Source organism: Agrobacterium sp. RC10-4-1 (genome assembly GCF_014138475.1).
GTDB lineage: Bacteria > Pseudomonadota > Alphaproteobacteria > Rhizobiales > Rhizobiaceae > Agrobacterium > Agrobacterium pusense.
The window spans coordinates 532993-549326 of sequence record NZ_JACJIT010000002.1 but is presented as its reverse complement, the minus strand read 5'-3'; the positions used below and the strand labels follow the sequence as shown (position 1 = coordinate 549326).

16 protein-coding genes and 1 tRNA gene are annotated in these 16334 nt (G+C 59.8%); 7 read left to right on the top strand and 10 right to left on the bottom strand.

Annotation, left to right across the window (positions count from 1 at the left end; all coding sequences use genetic code 11):
- Window position 1: 1 nt before the first annotated feature.
- On the bottom strand, window positions 2-613 hold the full coding sequence (locus tag FHW77_RS06945; protein ID WP_004442665.1) for an NAD(P)-dependent oxidoreductase: 612 nt from the start codon (window positions 611-613) through the stop codon (window positions 2-4).
- A 145-nt stretch (window positions 614-758) separates the two neighbouring features.
- Between FHW77_RS06945 and FHW77_RS06940 the strand changes: the two genes are divergently transcribed.
- On the top strand, window positions 759-1142 hold the full coding sequence (locus tag FHW77_RS06940) for a winged helix-turn-helix transcriptional regulator (RefSeq protein WP_004442667.1): 384 nt from the start codon (window positions 759-761) through the stop codon (window positions 1140-1142).
- A 39-nt stretch (window positions 1143-1181) separates the two neighbouring features.
- On the opposite strand, the gene FHW77_RS06935 is transcribed toward FHW77_RS06940, so the two are convergent.
- A complete protein-coding gene (locus tag FHW77_RS06935) occupies window positions 1182-1604 on the bottom strand; it encodes a GNAT family N-acetyltransferase (protein ID WP_081859515.1) in 423 nt (140 codons plus the stop codon).
- Window positions 1605-1706: 102 nt separating this feature from the next.
- Entirely contained in the window at window positions 1707-2060 is a 354-nt protein-coding gene (locus tag FHW77_RS06930; protein ID WP_003507620.1) for a DMT family protein, read from the bottom strand.
- A gap of 263 nt (window positions 2061-2323) precedes the next feature.
- On the opposite strand from FHW77_RS06930, the gene uvrB reads away from it, so the two are divergent.
- The gene (gene uvrB / locus FHW77_RS06925) at window positions 2324-5293 is read left to right on the top strand and encodes an excinuclease ABC subunit UvrB (protein ID WP_044459663.1); all 2970 of its coding nucleotides are present in this window, start codon (window positions 2324-2326) and stop codon (window positions 5291-5293) included.
- Window positions 5294-5383: 90 nt separating this feature from the next.
- Here the strand turns inward: uvrB and FHW77_RS06920 are convergent, their stop codons facing one another.
- The gene (locus FHW77_RS06920; RefSeq protein WP_286086094.1) at window positions 5384-5980 is read right to left on the bottom strand and encodes a hypothetical protein; all 597 of its coding nucleotides are present in this window, start codon (window positions 5978-5980) and stop codon (window positions 5384-5386) included.
- A gap of 181 nt (window positions 5981-6161) precedes the next feature.
- Between FHW77_RS06920 and FHW77_RS06915 the strand changes: the two genes are divergently transcribed.
- A complete protein-coding gene (locus FHW77_RS06915; RefSeq protein ID WP_004442678.1) occupies window positions 6162-7130 on the top strand; it encodes an alpha/beta hydrolase in 969 nt (322 codons plus the stop codon).
- A 40-nt stretch (window positions 7131-7170) separates the two neighbouring features.
- Here the strand turns inward: FHW77_RS06915 and FHW77_RS06910 are convergent, their stop codons facing one another.
- Window positions 7171-7590 carry a DUF1801 domain-containing protein gene (locus tag FHW77_RS06910; protein ID WP_004442680.1) on the bottom strand — a complete coding sequence of 140 codons (420 nt, stop codon included), beginning with the start codon at window positions 7588-7590 and terminating at the stop codon, window positions 7171-7173.
- Between the two features lie 140 nt (window positions 7591-7730).
- Here FHW77_RS06910 and FHW77_RS06905 point away from each other — a divergent pair, with 140 nt between their 5' ends.
- Both FHW77_RS06905 and FHW77_RS06900 read left to right on the top strand, forming a co-directional pair.
- Window positions 7731-8186, top strand: a complete 456-nt coding sequence (locus FHW77_RS06905; protein ID WP_004442682.1) for a PRC-barrel domain-containing protein — start codon at window positions 7731-7733, stop codon at window positions 8184-8186.
- 200 nt (window positions 8187-8386) lie between these two features.
- On the top strand, window positions 8387-8953 hold the full coding sequence (locus tag FHW77_RS06900) for a DUF922 domain-containing Zn-dependent protease (protein ID WP_210276986.1): 567 nt from the start codon (window positions 8387-8389) through the stop codon (window positions 8951-8953).
- Window positions 8954-8960: 7 nt separating this feature from the next.
- Here FHW77_RS06900 and FHW77_RS06895 read toward each other — a convergent pair whose 3' ends face one another.
- The gene (locus FHW77_RS06895; protein WP_003522436.1) at window positions 8961-9563 is read right to left on the bottom strand and encodes a J domain-containing protein; all 603 of its coding nucleotides are present in this window, start codon (window positions 9561-9563) and stop codon (window positions 8961-8963) included.
- 394 nt (window positions 9564-9957) lie between these two features.
- Here FHW77_RS06895 and FHW77_RS06890 point away from each other — a divergent pair, with 394 nt between their 5' ends.
- A complete protein-coding gene (locus tag FHW77_RS06890) occupies window positions 9958-10311 on the top strand; it encodes a nuclear transport factor 2 family protein (RefSeq protein ID WP_004442686.1) in 354 nt (117 codons plus the stop codon).
- Window positions 10312-10372: 61 nt separating this feature from the next.
- Here the strand turns inward: FHW77_RS06890 and FHW77_RS06885 are convergent.
- Window positions 10373-10448 (bottom strand) — tRNA-Thr (locus FHW77_RS06885).
- A gap of 212 nt (window positions 10449-10660) precedes the next feature.
- On the opposite strand from FHW77_RS06885, the gene FHW77_RS06880 reads away from it, so the two are divergent.
- On the top strand, window positions 10661-12400 hold the full coding sequence (locus tag FHW77_RS06880) for a GGDEF domain-containing protein (protein WP_004442688.1): 1740 nt from the start codon (window positions 10661-10663) through the stop codon (window positions 12398-12400).
- A 29-nt stretch (window positions 12401-12429) separates the two neighbouring features.
- Here FHW77_RS06880 and FHW77_RS06875 read toward each other — a convergent pair whose 3' ends face one another.
- The 3 genes from FHW77_RS06875 to FHW77_RS06865 all read right to left on the bottom strand — a co-directional run bounded on the left by FHW77_RS06875 (window position 12430) and on the right by FHW77_RS06865 (window position 16325).
- Window positions 12430-13539: an endonuclease/exonuclease/phosphatase family protein gene (locus FHW77_RS06875; protein ID WP_004442690.1), complete on the bottom strand. Its 1110-nt coding sequence runs from the start codon at window positions 13537-13539 to the stop codon at window positions 12430-12432.
- A gap of 75 nt (window positions 13540-13614) precedes the next feature.
- Window positions 13615-14643 (bottom strand): ABC transporter ATP-binding protein, encoded by a 1029-nt coding sequence (locus tag FHW77_RS06870; RefSeq protein ID WP_004442691.1) that lies wholly within the window; start codon window positions 14641-14643, stop codon window positions 13615-13617.
- Window positions 14631-16325, bottom strand: coding sequence for an ABC transporter permease (locus FHW77_RS06865; protein ID WP_004442693.1), 1695 nt, complete (start codon window positions 16323-16325; stop codon window positions 14631-14633). The genes FHW77_RS06870 and FHW77_RS06865 overlap by 13 nt, the downstream gene beginning before the upstream one ends.
- Between the last annotated feature and the right edge of the window lie 9 nt (window positions 16326-16334).

Here is a 16334-nt window from a genome sequence, read left to right as displayed (position 1 = left end):
CTCAATAACCGACGGTGAAGCGCTGGCGGGAATGCTGCGGCTTCTCGATTTCATCGACAAGCGCAATCGCGTAGTCTTCGAAGGAAATGCGGCTACCATCTTCATTGCTCAGAAGATTGTCCTTGCCGATGCGGAATTTGCCCGTTCTTTCACCCGGCACGAACTCGGCGGAAGGCGAAAGAAAGGTCCAGTCGAGCTGCGTTTCCTGTTTCAGCAAATCAAGAAACTCCGCACCCTTGGTGGCCTCGGCCTTGTAAGCGGCAGGAAAATCCGGCAGGTCGACGACACGCTGGCCGGGCGCGATTTCAAGACTGCCGGCGCCACCGACCACGAGGTAGCGTGGAACGCCGGAGGCACGCACGGCCTCGATCAGCGTCACCGGGTCGCTCGCCGTGAAATGCACCGAACTGATCACGGCATCGTGACCTGCAAGCAGTTTTGAAAGTCCGGTTTGATCGAAGACATCGCCTTTCTTTGCGACGACGTTCGGCAGGGCGGCAATCTTTTCGGGGCTGCGGGCAATGGCCGTAACATGATGCCCCCGGTCGGAAAGTTCCTTGAGAATACGGGACCCGGCATTGCCGGAAGCACCGATGAGCGCGATTTTAGCCATGGCTTCTTCCTTTTGTTGCTATTGTCGTTGGTCTAAATAATAGACCGAAAGAAAGAGCTATGGTATCGCGTCCTCGGCCGCAAGAAGTCAGCAGCCGGTGATCTGGTCACACGGCGATGACCTGCAAGGATATGGGGTAATCGAAATGTCGGATACGCAGACGAAAGAAATCTTCGACTTCGAGCAGCCCTGCCCCATTCGGGATGTGCTGGACCGCATCGGAGATCAATGGAGCCTTCTGGTTCTCGAAGCGCTGCAGGGCGGCGTGCTGCGCTTCAACGAGTTGAACCGCAGGATTGACGACATTTCCAAGCAGATGTTGTCCCGTACGCTGAAGCGGCTGGAGGAGGATGGATTCATCCGGCGCACGCTTTATGCCGAGGTGCCGCCGCGCGTGGAGTATGAGCTGACAGGTCTTGGCCGCTCGTTTCTGGTACCGATGCAATTGCTGGTCCAATGGGCCGACGAAAACCACGTCCGCATCTGCAAGGCCCGCCTGCAATATTCCGAAAACGACAATCGCAGCTGACCATCAGAGCAATACCTGACCGGCAGCGGCACGCCGCATCTAGTCCAGTCGGTAAACCTTGCAGACCAACCCTTCCGGCTGGCGGTAGGTCATGAAGCCCATGGCATCATAATAACTCTGCCCGAGCGCATTGTCCGCGCCGATGCTGGCGTCGATATTCTTGAGGCCCCGCGCCTCCGCCGCCCTGCGCGTCGCGGCGAAGAGGGCGGATCCAACGCCTCTTCGCGCCGCCTGCGGACTGACATGGGTGCCGATGATGCCCCACCCTTCCGCCACGCCATAGGGATTGTCCGCCCGTGCATAACGCAGCGACTGGAAGCCCAGGATATGCCCGTCTTCATCCTCCGCGACCGAACACTCGATACGGTCGGCGTGCTGGATGTAATTCTCCAGCACCGCCGCGACGTCCGTCGGCGCTTTTCGAAGGCCGGCCGCGAATATCTCGTTTTGAACCGCTGCCATTCCCTTTGCATCGTCAAGTCTCGCAGGCCGTATTTTCATCGATACATCACCTCTTGTCCGTTGCGATGGTTCTGGGCAGGCAAAGCGCGGGTCTCCTCCTATTCAGGACCGGAAAATGAAGGAAGCACCGAAAGCGATCAGCGCAAAGCCGATGACATGGTTGATGGTGATGCTTTCCTTCAGCCAGAAGATCGAAAACAGCGCGAAGACCGCGAGCGTGATGACCTCCTGAATGGTCTTGAGCTGCGCGGTGGAGTAAACCTCCGACCCGATGCGGTTCGCGGGAACGGCGAGCACATACTCGAAAAAGGCGATGCCCCAGCTGGCGACAATCGCCAGAAAGAGCGCGCTGCCCTTGTGCTTGAGGTGGCCGTACCAGGCGAAGGTCATGAAAACATTGGAGGCGATGAGCATCAGGACAGGCCAGATGTGGGCAGGGCTGATTGAGAACGGCATGATGGGTCCTGGAAAAAGAGGGATGTTGAAAATGCAGCGGAAGAAGGCAGTCTGAGGGGATCCCTCATCCCGCCGTAATGGATTTGCTCTAGCGCATCCGACCGAAAACCGGAATCGATTTCTACGGATCGCGGCAAGGCCGTGTTCAGCCGCTACGCAACGCATCCGGCGGAATTTTGTTCCGCATGCTCCGTTTCCTTTTTGTACTCATTTTTTCACTGTCTCCCCTTCCCTTTGCGCGTGACTCTCTCCATATTTCGCCCATGGCCAGATCACAGAAAAACTCCACCTCCTCGCCCTCGGGCTTCGAGGAAGCTCCGCAATCGTCATTCGAAGGCGCGCCGCTCGGCGGCAGCGTTGCCGATTGGGTCAAGCAACTTGAGGCGGAAGCGGAAGCATCCTCCGTGGAGACCCAGCGCGAAATCGCTTCGAAGGCGGGCAAGCACCGCAAGAAGATCGAAATAGAAGCGCGCAAGGAAGCGGAAAAAGCCGCCACAAAGACGGCGAAAAAGACCACCGCGTCAAAAACGGCACGCGGCGTTTCGATCGGCGCGTCGAGCGATCCGAAAACGCGCGCCGCCGCGGGTCTCAATCCTGTGGCAGGGCTCGATGTCTCCTTGGAGGATGCCCAGTCCCTGGCACCGGGCGCGGTGACGGCGACGGTGGACGCGCTTTCCAAACTGATTGAAAGCGGCAACCCGCTCTTCAAGGATGGCAAGCTGTGGACACCCCACAGGCCGGCCCGTCCGCCGAAATCGGAAGGCGGCATCGCCATCGAGATGGTGACGGACTACAAGCCATCCGGCGATCAGCCGACCGCCATTGCCGATCTCGTCGAAGGCCTCAATTCCGGCGACCGCTCGCAGGTGCTGCTCGGCGTCACCGGCTCCGGCAAGACCTTCACCATGGCCAAGGTGATCGAGGCCACACAGCGTCCGGCCGTTATTCTGGCGCCCAACAAGACGCTGGCGGCCCAGCTCTATTCCGAATTCAAAAACTTCTTTCCAAACAATGCGGTGGAGTATTTCGTTTCCTATTACGATTATTACCAGCCGGAAGCCTATGTGCCGCGTTCCGACACCTATATCGAGAAGGAATCGTCGATCAACGAGCAGATCGACCGTATGCGCCACGCCGCAACCCGCGCCATTCTCGAACGTGACGACTGTATCATCGTCGCTTCGGTTTCCTGTATCTATGGTATCGGTTCGGTCGAGACCTATACGGCCATGACCTTCCAGATGCAGGTGGGCGACAAGCTGGATCAACGCCAGCTTCTTGCCGACCTCGTGGCCCAGCAATACAAGCGGCAGGACATCAACTTCGTGCGCGGCTCCTTCCGCGTGCGCGGTGATACGATCGAAATCTTCCCCGCCCACCTTGAAGATGCGGCCTGGCGCATTTCCATGTGGGGTGACGAGATTGAATCCATCACCGAATTCGACCCGCTGACCGGCCATAAGACCGGCGACCTGCAATCGGTGAAGATTTACGCCAATTCGCACTATGTGACACCGCGCCCGACGCTGAACGGCGCGATCAAGTCGATCAAGGAAGAGCTGAAGCTGCGCCTCGCCGAGCTTGAAAAAGCCGGCCGCCTGCTGGAAGCCCAGCGTCTGGAACAGCGCACGCGCTACGATGTCGAGATGCTGGAGGCCACGGGCTCCTGCGCCGGCATCGAAAACTATTCACGCTATCTCACCGGCCGCAATCCGGGCGAGCCGCCGCCGACCCTGTTCGAGTATATTCCCGACAACGCGCTGATCTTCATCGACGAAAGCCACGTCACCGTTCCTCAGATCGGCGGCATGTATCGCGGCGACTTCCGCCGCAAGGCAACGCTGGCCGAATATGGCTTCCGCCTGCCCTCGTGCATGGACAACCGTCCCCTGCGCTTCGAGGAATGGGACGCCATGCGCCCGCAGACCATTTCCGTCTCCGCCACCCCCGGAGGCTGGGAAATGGAGCAATCCGGCGGCGTTTTTGCCGAACAGGTCATCCGTCCGACCGGCCTCATCGATCCTCCGGTCGAAGTCCGCTCCGCCCGCACCCAGGTGGACGATGTTCTCGGCGAAATCCGCGAGACCGCCGCCAAGGGCTACCGCACGCTCTGCACCGTGCTGACCAAGCGGATGGCCGAAGACCTCACCGAATATCTGCATGAACAGGGTGTCCGCGTTCGTTACATGCACTCCGATATCGACACGCTGGAGCGCATCGAGATCATCCGCGACCTGCGGCTCGGCGCTTTCGACGTGCTCGTCGGCATCAACCTGCTGCGCGAGGGTCTCGATATTCCGGAATGTGGTTTCGTAGCCATCCTCGACGCAGACAAGGAAGGCTTCCTGCGCTCGGAGACCTCGCTGATCCAGACCATCGGCCGCGCCGCGCGTAACGTCGATGGCAAGGTCATCCTTTATGCCGACAATATCACCGGTTCGATGAAGCGGGCGATGGAGGAAACCTCCCGCCGCCGTGAAAAGCAGATGGCCTATAACCAGGAACATGGCATCACGCCGGAATCGGTCAAGGCGAGGATCTCCGACATTCTTGATTCCGTGTATGAACGCGACCACGTAAGAGCCGATATTTCAGGCGTTTCCGGCAAGGGCTTCGCCGATGGCGGTCATCTGGTCGGCAACAATCTCCAGGCCCATCTCAACGCGCTGGAAAAATCCATGCGCGACGCCGCAGCGGACCTCGACTTTGAAAAGGCAGCCCGTCTGCGCGACGAAATCAAACGCCTCAAGGCAGCCGAACTTGCCACCATGGACGACCCCATGGCCAAGGAAGAAGCACGTGCGGTCGAAGGCGGCGGGAAAAACAACAGACGGAGCCACTTGTCGATTTCCTCCCCTGAGGGGGAGACAGCCGGCAGGGCAGACGGGGATGCCGCTTCCACGAACGAAAGCGGGAAGTCTCTCTTCGCCAAACCTTCGCTGGACGAGATGGGTCCGGGCTCCGACGCAGGAAAACCGCTTTTCCGCAAGAACACGCTGGACGAGATGACCGTGGGTCGGACCGAAAAGCCCGTGAGGGGCGCGGTGCCCGATAAGCCCGCGACCGAACCCGGCAAGAGGTTCTCCCCGCTGCTGGAAGGCCAGCCCGAACGCGCCGCAGACGATCTGCGGCCGCTGGTCCGTGGTAAGATCGGCGCCGGTTCCTATGAAGATGCCGGAGAGCAGAAGCGCAAAAGCAGGACCAAGGGCAAGACTGGCCGTCCGGGCCGCTGATGCGCTCTGTGCAAGGCCCGCCTAACATGAACAGCGGCTAAGGCACCCATCGTTCATGTCAGCGCCGTCTGCGCACGCCGGCGGCGCCTGTCAGCCTTCACAAGGTGTGATCAGCGACTTGACCGCGGTTGCCCCGAACAGCTTGACCAGATCCGCATCAAGCGATGTGGGAATATAGTCTTCGTTTTCCGCCGGTTTCATATAGATCGAGGAATAGATCGGGCCAGCGGGAAACGTGCCTTTGAAGCAGGCTTTCACGATCTTGATCTCGGTGCTGCCTCTGATACGTGGACCCTGAGCGCGGGAACGGCGCACCCGCTCCTGTAGCTCCGCGAGCCTTCCGACGTCTTCGGGCTTTACCCGCCATACGCTTGCCAACATACCATCCCGTTTTTCCGGCCGGAATTTAGCGAGCGCAGCCGCATCCGTATCCGCCACCAGCGCGTAGGTCGCAACGGTTTCTTCGGCTGCGCCGTCTGTCCTGCTCCGGGTGATCATCACGGCGTCACCGGACCGGACGGAAAGATTGGCTGGCAGTTGCAATCCGACCCGCACATGCTCGAAATCCATCGTCAGAAAATCCTGCCGCATCAGCTTGGGAATGCTGGAAATCGGTACGGTCATGCAACCGGCGAGGAACAGTAGAAAAACAGACAGGCAGGCAAAACGCGATAATGGCAATGTCATCCTATTGGAACCTGAAAAAAGCAGCTTAATGAAGTGGGCTTGTCAAACCACGTTTGCGGCGTCGCAATCGCCAGACCGCGCGTAAACTTGCGCGGACAACATTGCCGTAACATTATGAAATCAGGAACGCGTAGGCCCGGGGAACGTTGATGGTTTTCGGGAATGATGACAGGAGACCCATATGTATCGAAAAAAACTTATGGCCTTCTGTCTGTTCATGTCGTCCGGTTCAGCCTTCGCCGGCCATATCGAAGACGCCACCTTTCACAGCGCCGCCCTGAACGCGCCGCTCCCTGTCAATATCTATCGCCCCGAAGGTCCGCCGCCCGAAAACGGCTGGCCTGTACTTTACCTCCTGCACGGCCATGACGGCGACCAGAACAGCTGGCGCGATCTCGGCAATATCGAAAAGACGCTCGACACGCTCATCGAGGCTGGCGCCATCCGCCCTCTGGTTGTCGTGATGCCCGGCGTGAAAAACAGCTGGTATGTGGATTCTGCCGCCGTCGGCGGTCCCGGCGATTACGAGACCGCCCTCACCGGCGATCTACGCCACCAGATCGAAAAAACGCTGCCAGTGCGAAAAGATCGCCAAGGCCGCGCCATTGCCGGCCTTTCCATGGGCGGTTTCGGCTCCCTGCATCTCGCCTACGGCCACGAGGACCTCTATGGCGCCGTCGCCAGCCTGTCCGGCGCCATCTGGCAAAACGTGCCCGCCTCCGATCTCGACAAGACACCCGCCGAACTCAAGCTCATTCAGGACAGCGCCTTTTTCCACCGCGTCGACCGCACCACCGTCACCAGCGGCATCGTGCTTCCCTCAACCGGTGATCATTTCTCCGGCGCCTTCGGCACCCCTTTCGATGCACGTCTCTTTAACGAAAAGAATGTCTTCACCCTCGTCGCACAGCATGTCGCAGAAAGTCAGGATCTCCCCGCCACCTATTTGACTGTGGGAGATGACGATGGCTTCTTCCTCTGGCGCGGTGCCATTGCCCTGCATGAGACCCTGCAGGCGGACAACCGCAAATCCGAACTGCGGGTGACGGATGGCGACCACGTCTGGTCCGTGTGGAAGGTTTCGATCATCGATGCGCTGAAATTCATCGACGGAGAGTGGGACAAGACAGCGGATGCCAACCGTGATTAAATCATGATCTGTCGTTCTTTGCCGGTGACACCGGCCGGCCTTATCCCCGCTTCTTTCCGCTTTTTCCCGCCACGTTCAACGCCACCGCAGCGCGGATCAGCGCTGCCAGCGCCTCCTCATCAACGACATCGCCCTCGTGAAAATCGATGGCGCGCCGCGTGTTGCCCTCAAGGCTCGAATTGAACAGGCCTGACGGGTCCTCCAGAGAGGCGCCCTTCGCAAAAGTCATCTTCACCGCGCTTTTATAGGTTTCGCCGGTGCACAGAATGCCCGCATGCGACCAGACCGGAACGCCGCGCCACTTCACCTCTTCCACCACTTCCGGATCGGCCTTCTGGATCACCGCGCGAACACGCGCGAGCGTCTCGCCGCGCCAGTCGCCCAGCTCCGCGATCTTCCGGTCGATGAAGTCTGATGGTGCGGTCTGCTCTGCATCTTCAGTCACCGTGTTTTTCGCCATGACATCCTCCCGATTTCGACGCACGCCTGTTTCTTTTTCACCATAGACCAAATTTTCCTGTCGTCCCATGAGGAACCAAATCCGCTCTTTGCCGTTTCTTCCCCGAACGCAATGTTCAGCATAAAAAGGGAAGAAACATCATGAAAATCAATGTCATCGCTCTCGCTGCCGCAGCAGCGCTCTCCTCTTCCGTGGCATTTGCCCAGACGGCTGCCACGGCTCCTGCTGCCGGCGCGGATGCGACCTTGTCGGGCCCCGGCATTACCATGGGTACGAAGGCAACCGGCCCGCTGAAGTTCGTCAACGTCCAGAAGACCGATCTCACCGCTTCCCAGCTTGATGGCATGGATATCTATAACGCCCAGAATGAAAACATCGGCGAAATCGAAGACGTCGTGATCGGCGATGGCAAGGCGGTGATCGGCCTCGTGGCCAGCGTCGGCGGCTTCCTGGGCATCGACAAGAGCTACGTGGTGCTCGATCCGGCGTCCGTGGCCGTTCATAATGACAACGGCACATGGAAGGCCTTTGTCGATACCACCAAGGATGCACTGCAGAACGCTCCGAAGCTCGATTACGACAAGCTGGACGACTGATTACCCCTGCAGTCGAGGCTTGTCCCCCCGCGCTCCGGCGCGGGGGTTTTCATGCGTGGAAGTCTGAACATCAGGCAGCATTCCCACCGCCCGCACCCTTGCCTCACTGCCCGCCTCTCGCCTATCTTCGGCGCGCAACCTGCAAGGATCGATGCGTGCCCGTCAACAGCCTCCCCAAATTCACCGTCAGCGCCGCAATCATGTTGCTGAGCGCTCTTCCGCTATCAGCACAGTCCACCGGCTGGAAACCCGCCGAGCAGATAAAGACCTATGCCGTCAGCGGCAATACGGGCGGTGCGCTTTATCAGTCCATCGGCGAGCGCGGCCCGACTGCGGGCGTGCAGGCCATTGCCCACACCACCTTCAAGCTGACGTGGCGGAGAGACTACCGACCGCAGCCCGACGGTGCCTGTGTGCTGGCCAGTGCCAGACCCAATCTCAACATCATCTACACCTGGCCAAAGGCGCCTGCCCATCTGCCGGCCGCCGTCGCCGCCAGCTGGAAGACCTTCATTTCCGGGGTGGAAACCCATGAGCGAGTTCATGGCGAGCACATTCTCGATATGGTGAGAAAGATCGAAGCCTTCAGCACCGGGCTACGGGCGGAAGACGATCCCAAATGCCAGAAGGTGCGCGCTGTTCTGCAGCAAAGGTTAGGTGAGCTTTCCAACGAGCAGCGCCAACGCGGCCGAGATTTCGACCGGGATGAACTGTCCCCGGGCGGGCGGGTTCACCAGCTCATACTCGCCCTCGTCAACGGCCCATGACAGGCAGTTACTCCGCCGCCTCGCCCTTCAGCAACGGCTCGGCGAGCGTCACGCTCTCCAGCTCGTAGGAATAGCCCTCGAGCATGGTATAGGCCTGTTCTATCGCCTCGATCTGCGCCTCCGCGTTGCGTATGGCTTCGGCTATGGACTGGCTTCGGGCGCGGAGCATCGAACTCAGCACATCGGTTTCCGGCTTCCGTCCGAGACGGTCCATATGTTTACGCACCCGGGTACGGTGCCGTTCGAGTTCCAGAATATGGAAGCGGCTTTTCAGAATATCATCGGTCAGCTTCCGGCGCATGGCAGCCACGGGATCAAAACTGCCGGGTTCCCGCTCATCCAGAATGAATTCATTGACCAGCGTTTCCAGCATCAGCAGGCCCTTGAGATCCTTGGCATCGGCAAGCTGCGGATCGTAACCCGTGTCATCGAAGACCTTGCGGCGCACGGGATCCTTCAGAAGTTCATAGGCTGTCTGCAGGCGCGCGAACTGCTCGGCATCGCCACCGCTGTCGGGATGGGCAGCCTTCGCAACCTTGCGGTAGGCCGACTTGATCGCCGCCTCGTCGGCATCCCGCTCCACGCCAAGCAAAACATAGGGATCAATCACAAAAACACCTTCAAACGCAAACTGTTACCCGCACGCTGCTACCACTCTCAACCGGTCAGCAACCGGATCATAGGCCAAATCCGCCCCGTGCGGCACCCCGCGACGGCGCTTAAACCGGCAGAACACGAATTTACGCGCTCCCGCACGAGAGGGTCTCTCTGGCGAAAAAGCCCTTGATGCCGAAATTTGTCGGACCCAAGGCGACTATAACGACAGCCGGGACAAAATTGTGGACAGTGGCAGCAAAACGTCGACCGGCATCGGAACCGCCTCCAGCACGGGCCGCCACGAGAGATCGTCACGTGCCCCGAACAAGCGCATTTTCAGGAGGTTATGGTGGAATGTCGCCAAGGGGTGTAAGCTCCCCTTTTGGATCCGAGGGAGGGACGATCCGATGCCGCAAACCATTACCCAGACCGTGACGGATTATGTGCACGCCATGGCCTATGCGGATGAAGGCCTGATGCGCGATGTTTTTGACCCGCGCGCCAGCATCGTCGGCACATTCGAAGGCGCGACTGAATGGCTGTCTCTGGAGGATTTTGTCGATCAGGTCCGCAAAACCGAACGCGGCCTTCCCGATCACGACCCCGCCTTCGAAATCCTCGGCATCGACAAGGAGGGAGACAGCGCCTCGGTAAAGCTGACAACCCGGTTCGACGGTATGGATTTTTACGAATATCTGTCCCTGCTGGAGCACGACGGCAACTGGACGATCGTGCACAAGCTCTATCACATAAAGCCATAGCCGCTGCACGAACATCAGTCGTGCAGTGCGTATGAAAGACAGGCCAAATCCTTGAAAATACTGGTGCCCCCGGCAGGGTTCGAACCCGCGACCCCCTGATTACAAATCAGGTGCTCTACCAACTGAGCTACAAGGGCATTCCAGTGCCTTGCCAACTATCAGATTCTGACCGGGTGTAAAGCGAAAACTGATCGCGCAGCACGGGCGGCGCGCTTTTCCACACCATGCCCGCAGGCTTGGCGGCAGGATCGTCAAGACGGCAAAAGCGCAGCAATATAAGCGAAGTATTTACGCGGCGCAGCTAAAATGGTGATGAATTATACCCGATTGAGTGAGAACAACGCATCAAATGCGCGCAAGCATACAGAAAATTCAGCTAACGGGCACGATCGTCATCGCCGCGAGCTCCATCCTGCTGGCCACACTTGCCGCGCTGCCAAGCGTTTCCAACTATCTGCGTTACCGCACCAACGCGGCGCAGCTCACCCGCTTCGAAACCGCTCTCCAGTCCGCATGGCTGGTTTCGGCAGAGCGCGGCCCCGCGAACAATGTGATGGGCGCATCCACCGCTGAACAGGATCTGGTTGCAGCTCTCGCTGCCGCGCGCAAGGCAACGGACGACAAGCTGTCGGAACTGGAAGCTTCCTTCGCCGACGACATCAGGACCCAGCCGGAGCTGGCGAAATCACTGGCCGAGACCCGCGAGAAACTCGCGCAGTCCCGCAACGCGGTAGATCAGGTAGCTGCCCTGCCACTGTCAGCACGCAGCCACACGGCCATGTCGGGCGCCATATCATCGATGTTCAAGGCCGCCGACAGTGTCAATCTGCTGCGTGGCAAGGCAGCGCGTGCCATCATCAAGGTGACGCCCGATGTGGCGATAGACATCGCGATGACGGGCACCGCCGGTGTCATGCGGGACAGGATCGGCCGCCTCGGCTCCTATGTGATCATGGGGCTGCGGGCGAACAGACAGGAAAAGCTGGGTTATCGCGCCAAGTTCGATGCGGAGATGCAGAGCCTGCTATCACTGAAGGCATCGTTGACCAACTACACCGCCGCCTATCTTTCCACGCCGCGACTGGACAGGGCGTTCCGCGATCTCGAAACCTATTATTTCGGACAGGCGCTGCGCTACGCGCAGAATACGATCGTGATCGCCATGCCGTCCGCCCAGCCGAGCGTGCTTGAATTTTCCAGGAACTATATTTCGGGGATGCGTTCATCCGATACGTTGCGCGATCTCATTCTGGCCGAGACACGCGCGCGACTCGAAAAGAAGCAGCAGGAAGCCCTGATCTACGGCGCCACCTCGCTTTTTCTCGCAGGTATTGCGGTTCTGGTCCTGCTGCGGCTCACATCTGTCTACAAAACAGCGCTGTTCCGGCCCATGCAATCCGTTCAGGCACAGATTGCGGCCATCGCCGCGGGCGATCTTTCAGAGGCGCAGCATGAGGACAGGGTTGCCCCGGAGGTGAAGAAGATGTTCCAGGAACTCGACTTCCTGCGGGAGCAGCTTCGCCAGAAGGGCGAAATGGAGAACCAGCAGCGCGCGCTGGCCGAACAGTTACGCGCACTTTCCGAGACGGATGCGCTGACGGGCGTGTTCAACCGACGGGCGCTCGAAAAGGCCGTTCGTTCCCTGTTGACGGGCGAGGACCAGTGTCAGTCGCTCGGCGTGATGATCGTCGACATCGACCATTTCAAATCGATCAATGACCGTTATGGCCATGCCATGGGTGACATTGCACTTCAAAAGACCGCGGCTTTGTTGCGGGGCGCATTGCGCAAGAACGACATTCTTGCCCGCTATGGCGGCGAAGAATTCGTCGTGGTGCTGCAGGATGTCAGCCATGCCACGGCAACGGCAACGGCCGACCGCCTCCGCCGCCTGATCGAAGCTCAGATCGTGGATGAACAAAGTGGATTGTCGCTGACGGCGAGCTTTGGCGTCGTCTGGCAGGAAGCGCGGGCGGTCAACAGCTGGGACGAGTTGATCGCGATTGCCGATGACCGGCTTTATGAAGCCAAGCGCGCAGGTCGCAACCGGGTCTGGGCCACCTATTTCCCGAAAGCCGCCAACGGTTAGAAGCCACCGGTTTCCGACCGCCGGCGACGTCAGATCAGGTCCAGCGTCATCACGACAGGGCAATGATCGGAAGCCTTGGGGCGGTCCCAGCCAGTGCGCGGATAACGCTCCACCTCCTGCCCCGGCGGAAAGATGGTGCGATAAGGCTGGCCGGCGCGGACGATTTCGGGAACCCGCGTCGCGTTGCTTTCGGCCAGGCGCGGAGAAAGCCAGATGTAATCAAGCTGGCACAAATGCTGCTCCTGTGGGCCCCGCGAATGATAGAGCGTCCAGCGGTCCATGACATCGCGACGCAGCATCGGATTGATGACGAAATCGTCGGCAGTGAAGACATCGAGCGCACTTCTTGCCTCTTCGACGGGCGTGAAGCTGTAGCCATTGCGCCTGTCACCGGCAATCGCGACGCGTTCCTGATAGTCGTTCATGTCGCCGCAGATCGCGAAATTCTTGTTGCGCGTATTGCCCGCACCCCAGCGATTTTCGATGATGCGGCGCACAGCCATGGCTTCCGCCTCGCGGATCGGCATGGTGCCGAGCCGGGCGTCCAATGCTTCGCGGGCATTGGTCATGGACTTGAAATGCGTGACGTAAAGCGTCAGCGGCTTGCCGCCGATCCTCAGATCGATTTCAAGGCAATCCCGTTTGAATATCTTGTCATCGATCTGGTTGGTCGCGGCAAGTGCCGGATTGAAGAGATCGAGATTACGATAGGTCAGCGCCGCATGGCTCTTGATGTCGACCACCTCGATTTTCTCGCCATCCCGCGTCTCCTCGCGCATGACGACCGCGACATCGATACCGCGGCTGTCATTGCCCTCGACCAGATATTTCTGCAGATAGCCATTGCCGACCATGCGATAGAGATAGCCGTATTCGAAGGCCTGCAGGGCCGCCATGTTGTCGACTTCCTGCAGGCAGAGAATATCGGCATCCGCGTCGGCGATGGCGAGCGCCGAAAGCTGGCGCGTATCGTCGGTGGATGAGACCATCCGCGCACTTTCAAGGGCCTGATAGGTCGCCTCGTCCCTGATATCAAAAAGCTGGATCGCCCTGTCGCGTCGCGTCTGGTTGCGAAAGCCGGTGAAATCGAAACGGGTGAGAAGATTTTCGATATTGAAGGTGGCAAGCCGAAGCGACATGAATCATTCCTATTGCTGCGATCCCAGCTTAGCCGGTGTCGCTTCGCCTTTCCAGCGTTCGGCAGTGCGTGCGCTCTAAAGCCGCCACCCGCTGCGAATGGCAACCGGAAGCCTGTCACCCACAGCTGCGGCTTCACGCGAATAGGCCCTGACCGCCTGCCCATCCGGCAGGTCAAGACGAAGGGCATAACGCTCGCCCTCGAACAGAACCGAGGTGACGGTGCAGGCAATGCCTTCCGCGTCCCGCACCACATCCTGCGGCCTCACAAGCACGTCGGCCCGCGATGCTCCCGCGCCTCTCTCCATCGCCGCCCGAAGTGCGGACCAGTCGAGATCGCGCGATGCCCCTTCCGGCAGTGGGAGGCTGAGAATCGTGCCCTGCCCGACCAGCGACCCGACCAGCCTGCCCTCCGGCCGCGCGTAAAGCTCCGCCGGCGCCGCGACCTGAAGCAGCTTGCCATGCGACATGACGGCGACATCGGTTGCCAGCGCCATGGCTTCCGCCTGATCGTGAGTGACATAGATCATCGTCGCGCCGGAACGGGCATGGAAATCCCGAAATGTCTCTTCCATTTCCTGCCGCAGATGCCGGTCGAGGTTGGCGAGCGGTTCATCGAGCAATACGACGTCAGGCTCGGTGACGAGGCAGCGGGCGAGCGCAACACGCTGCCGCTGGCCACCGGAAAGTTCGGCGGGACGGCGATCCGCGAAGCTCTCAAGTCGGACGGCGGCAAGCGCCTGACGCACCCTCTCGCGGTATTTTTCGCCCGTAATACCGCGCACCTTCAAAGGGTAGCCGGCATTGTCGGCAACCGACATGTGCGGCCACAGCGCATAGGACTGGAACACCATTGCCATGTTGCGCCGCTCCGGCGCCACCATGCTGCCGGCATCGGCCAGCACCCGCTCGCCGAGCAGGATGGAACCATCCGTCGGCTGTTCGAACCCGGCAACCATGCGCAGCACTGTGGTCTTGCCGCAGCCGGAGGGTCCGAGCAGCGCCAGAAAGCCGCCTTCCCGCACAGTGAGAGAAACATCGTCCACGGCCGGTTTCGAACCGGCACCGAAGCTCTTCGACAGGCGGTTAAGGATCAGTTTCGCCAAGGCACAACTCCTTTTGGCAGATAGCGCCCCAGAATTTCGAGCAGCAGCATGAGGAAAATCACCATGATGACGACAAGCACCGATAGCGCCGAGGCGAGATCGAAGCTGCCGCTGTCATCGAGGTTGTAGATGAGCACGCCGAGCGTCTGTGTGCCGGCAGACCAAAGGAGCGCCGAAACCGTCAGCTCGTTGCAGGCGATCAGAAACACGAGGATGACGGAAGCCCCTGCCGCGGGCCCGACCAGCGGCAGGATAATATCCTTGAGCCGTCGCCAGAAACCCGCGCCCGACAGCCTTGCTGCCTCTTCCAGCGATGGATCGAATTGCAGGAAAGCGCTGACCATTGGTTTCAGGCTGACCGCGAAGAAAGAGGAGAAATAGGCAAGCAGAATGATCCAGATCGTGCCGTAAAGCGTAATTCCGAGCAATGGAATAGGAGCGGCGAAAAGCAGCACGAAAGAGACGGAAATCACCACCCCCGGCAGCGCATAGGGAATATCCACCAGCGCCGAAAGCAGGAACATGAACCGGCTTTTGCCACGCACGAGGAAATAAGCCGTCAGCACCGTCACCACCAGGAGACACAAGGATGTCGCCGTCGCCAGAAACAGCGAATTGCGGAAGGCCGTGCGGGTCACGCTCTGCCGGTAAAGCAGTTCCTCATAGGCATGCAGCGTTGCGGTCTTGAGGTTGAGCGGCACGCCATAGGCGGGAGCGAGCGAGCTTGCCACCAGCGCCGTCAGCGGCGCCACCAGCATGAAGAACAGGATGAGCCACAGGGCAAGCTCCGCCGGCACCCGCCACAATCCGAGCCGGAAGGTCGCCGCCTTGCCGGAAAGGCCGATGATGCGGTAATCCCTCCCCTTCATCGCCCGTTCCTGCAGCGCAAGCCCGGCGACGGAAATGATGGCGATCATGGTCGAGAGAATGGCGATATCGCCGAAGGTGCTGGTGCCGAAACTGGCAAAACGGCTGTAGATCAGCGTCGGCAGGGTAAAGATCGAAGCGGGTATGCCGAGGATCGCCGGAATGCCGAAATTGCCGACGTTGGAGACGAAGGAGATCGCCGCGCCCGCGATCAGTCCAGGCGTGGAAAGCGGCAGGATGATATCGCACAAAACGCGCCGTGGTGAAGCCCCGGAAAGCTTGGCGGCCTCTATGCCATCCTGCGGCAAGGCGAGTAGCCCCGCGCGCAGCGACAGATAGACGAGCGGCGCGTGCTGCACACCGAGCAAGAGTGCGATGCCAGCGATGGAATAAAGCGGCTGCGGCGAACCCATCGCCGGCGCAAGGCCGATGGCCTTCAACAGCGTACTCGACGGGCCGGTCATGCCGATCCACGACAGCGCCGTCACCTGCGGCGGGATCATCATCGGCAGCATGAACAGGAAGCTTAAGATCGACTTGCCGCGGATGTCGCAGAGCGTCAGGGCAAGCGCGAAAGCGCCGCCGATTCCGAGTGAAATCAGCATGCCTAAAAACGAGGTGGAGAGCGTGTTCAGCGCCGCATCCCAGAGCGCCGGATCGGCCAGAAGTCGCCATATATCACCATTCAGCGATGAAACGACGCCGGTATAGGCGAGGCGTCCGAGCGGCAGCGCGCTCAGCGCAAAAACAACACTCACCACAAAAGGAAACAGCCAGCGCGGCTGGCTGTTTCCATAAGCCTTGGAACGGGTCATTCCGATTTA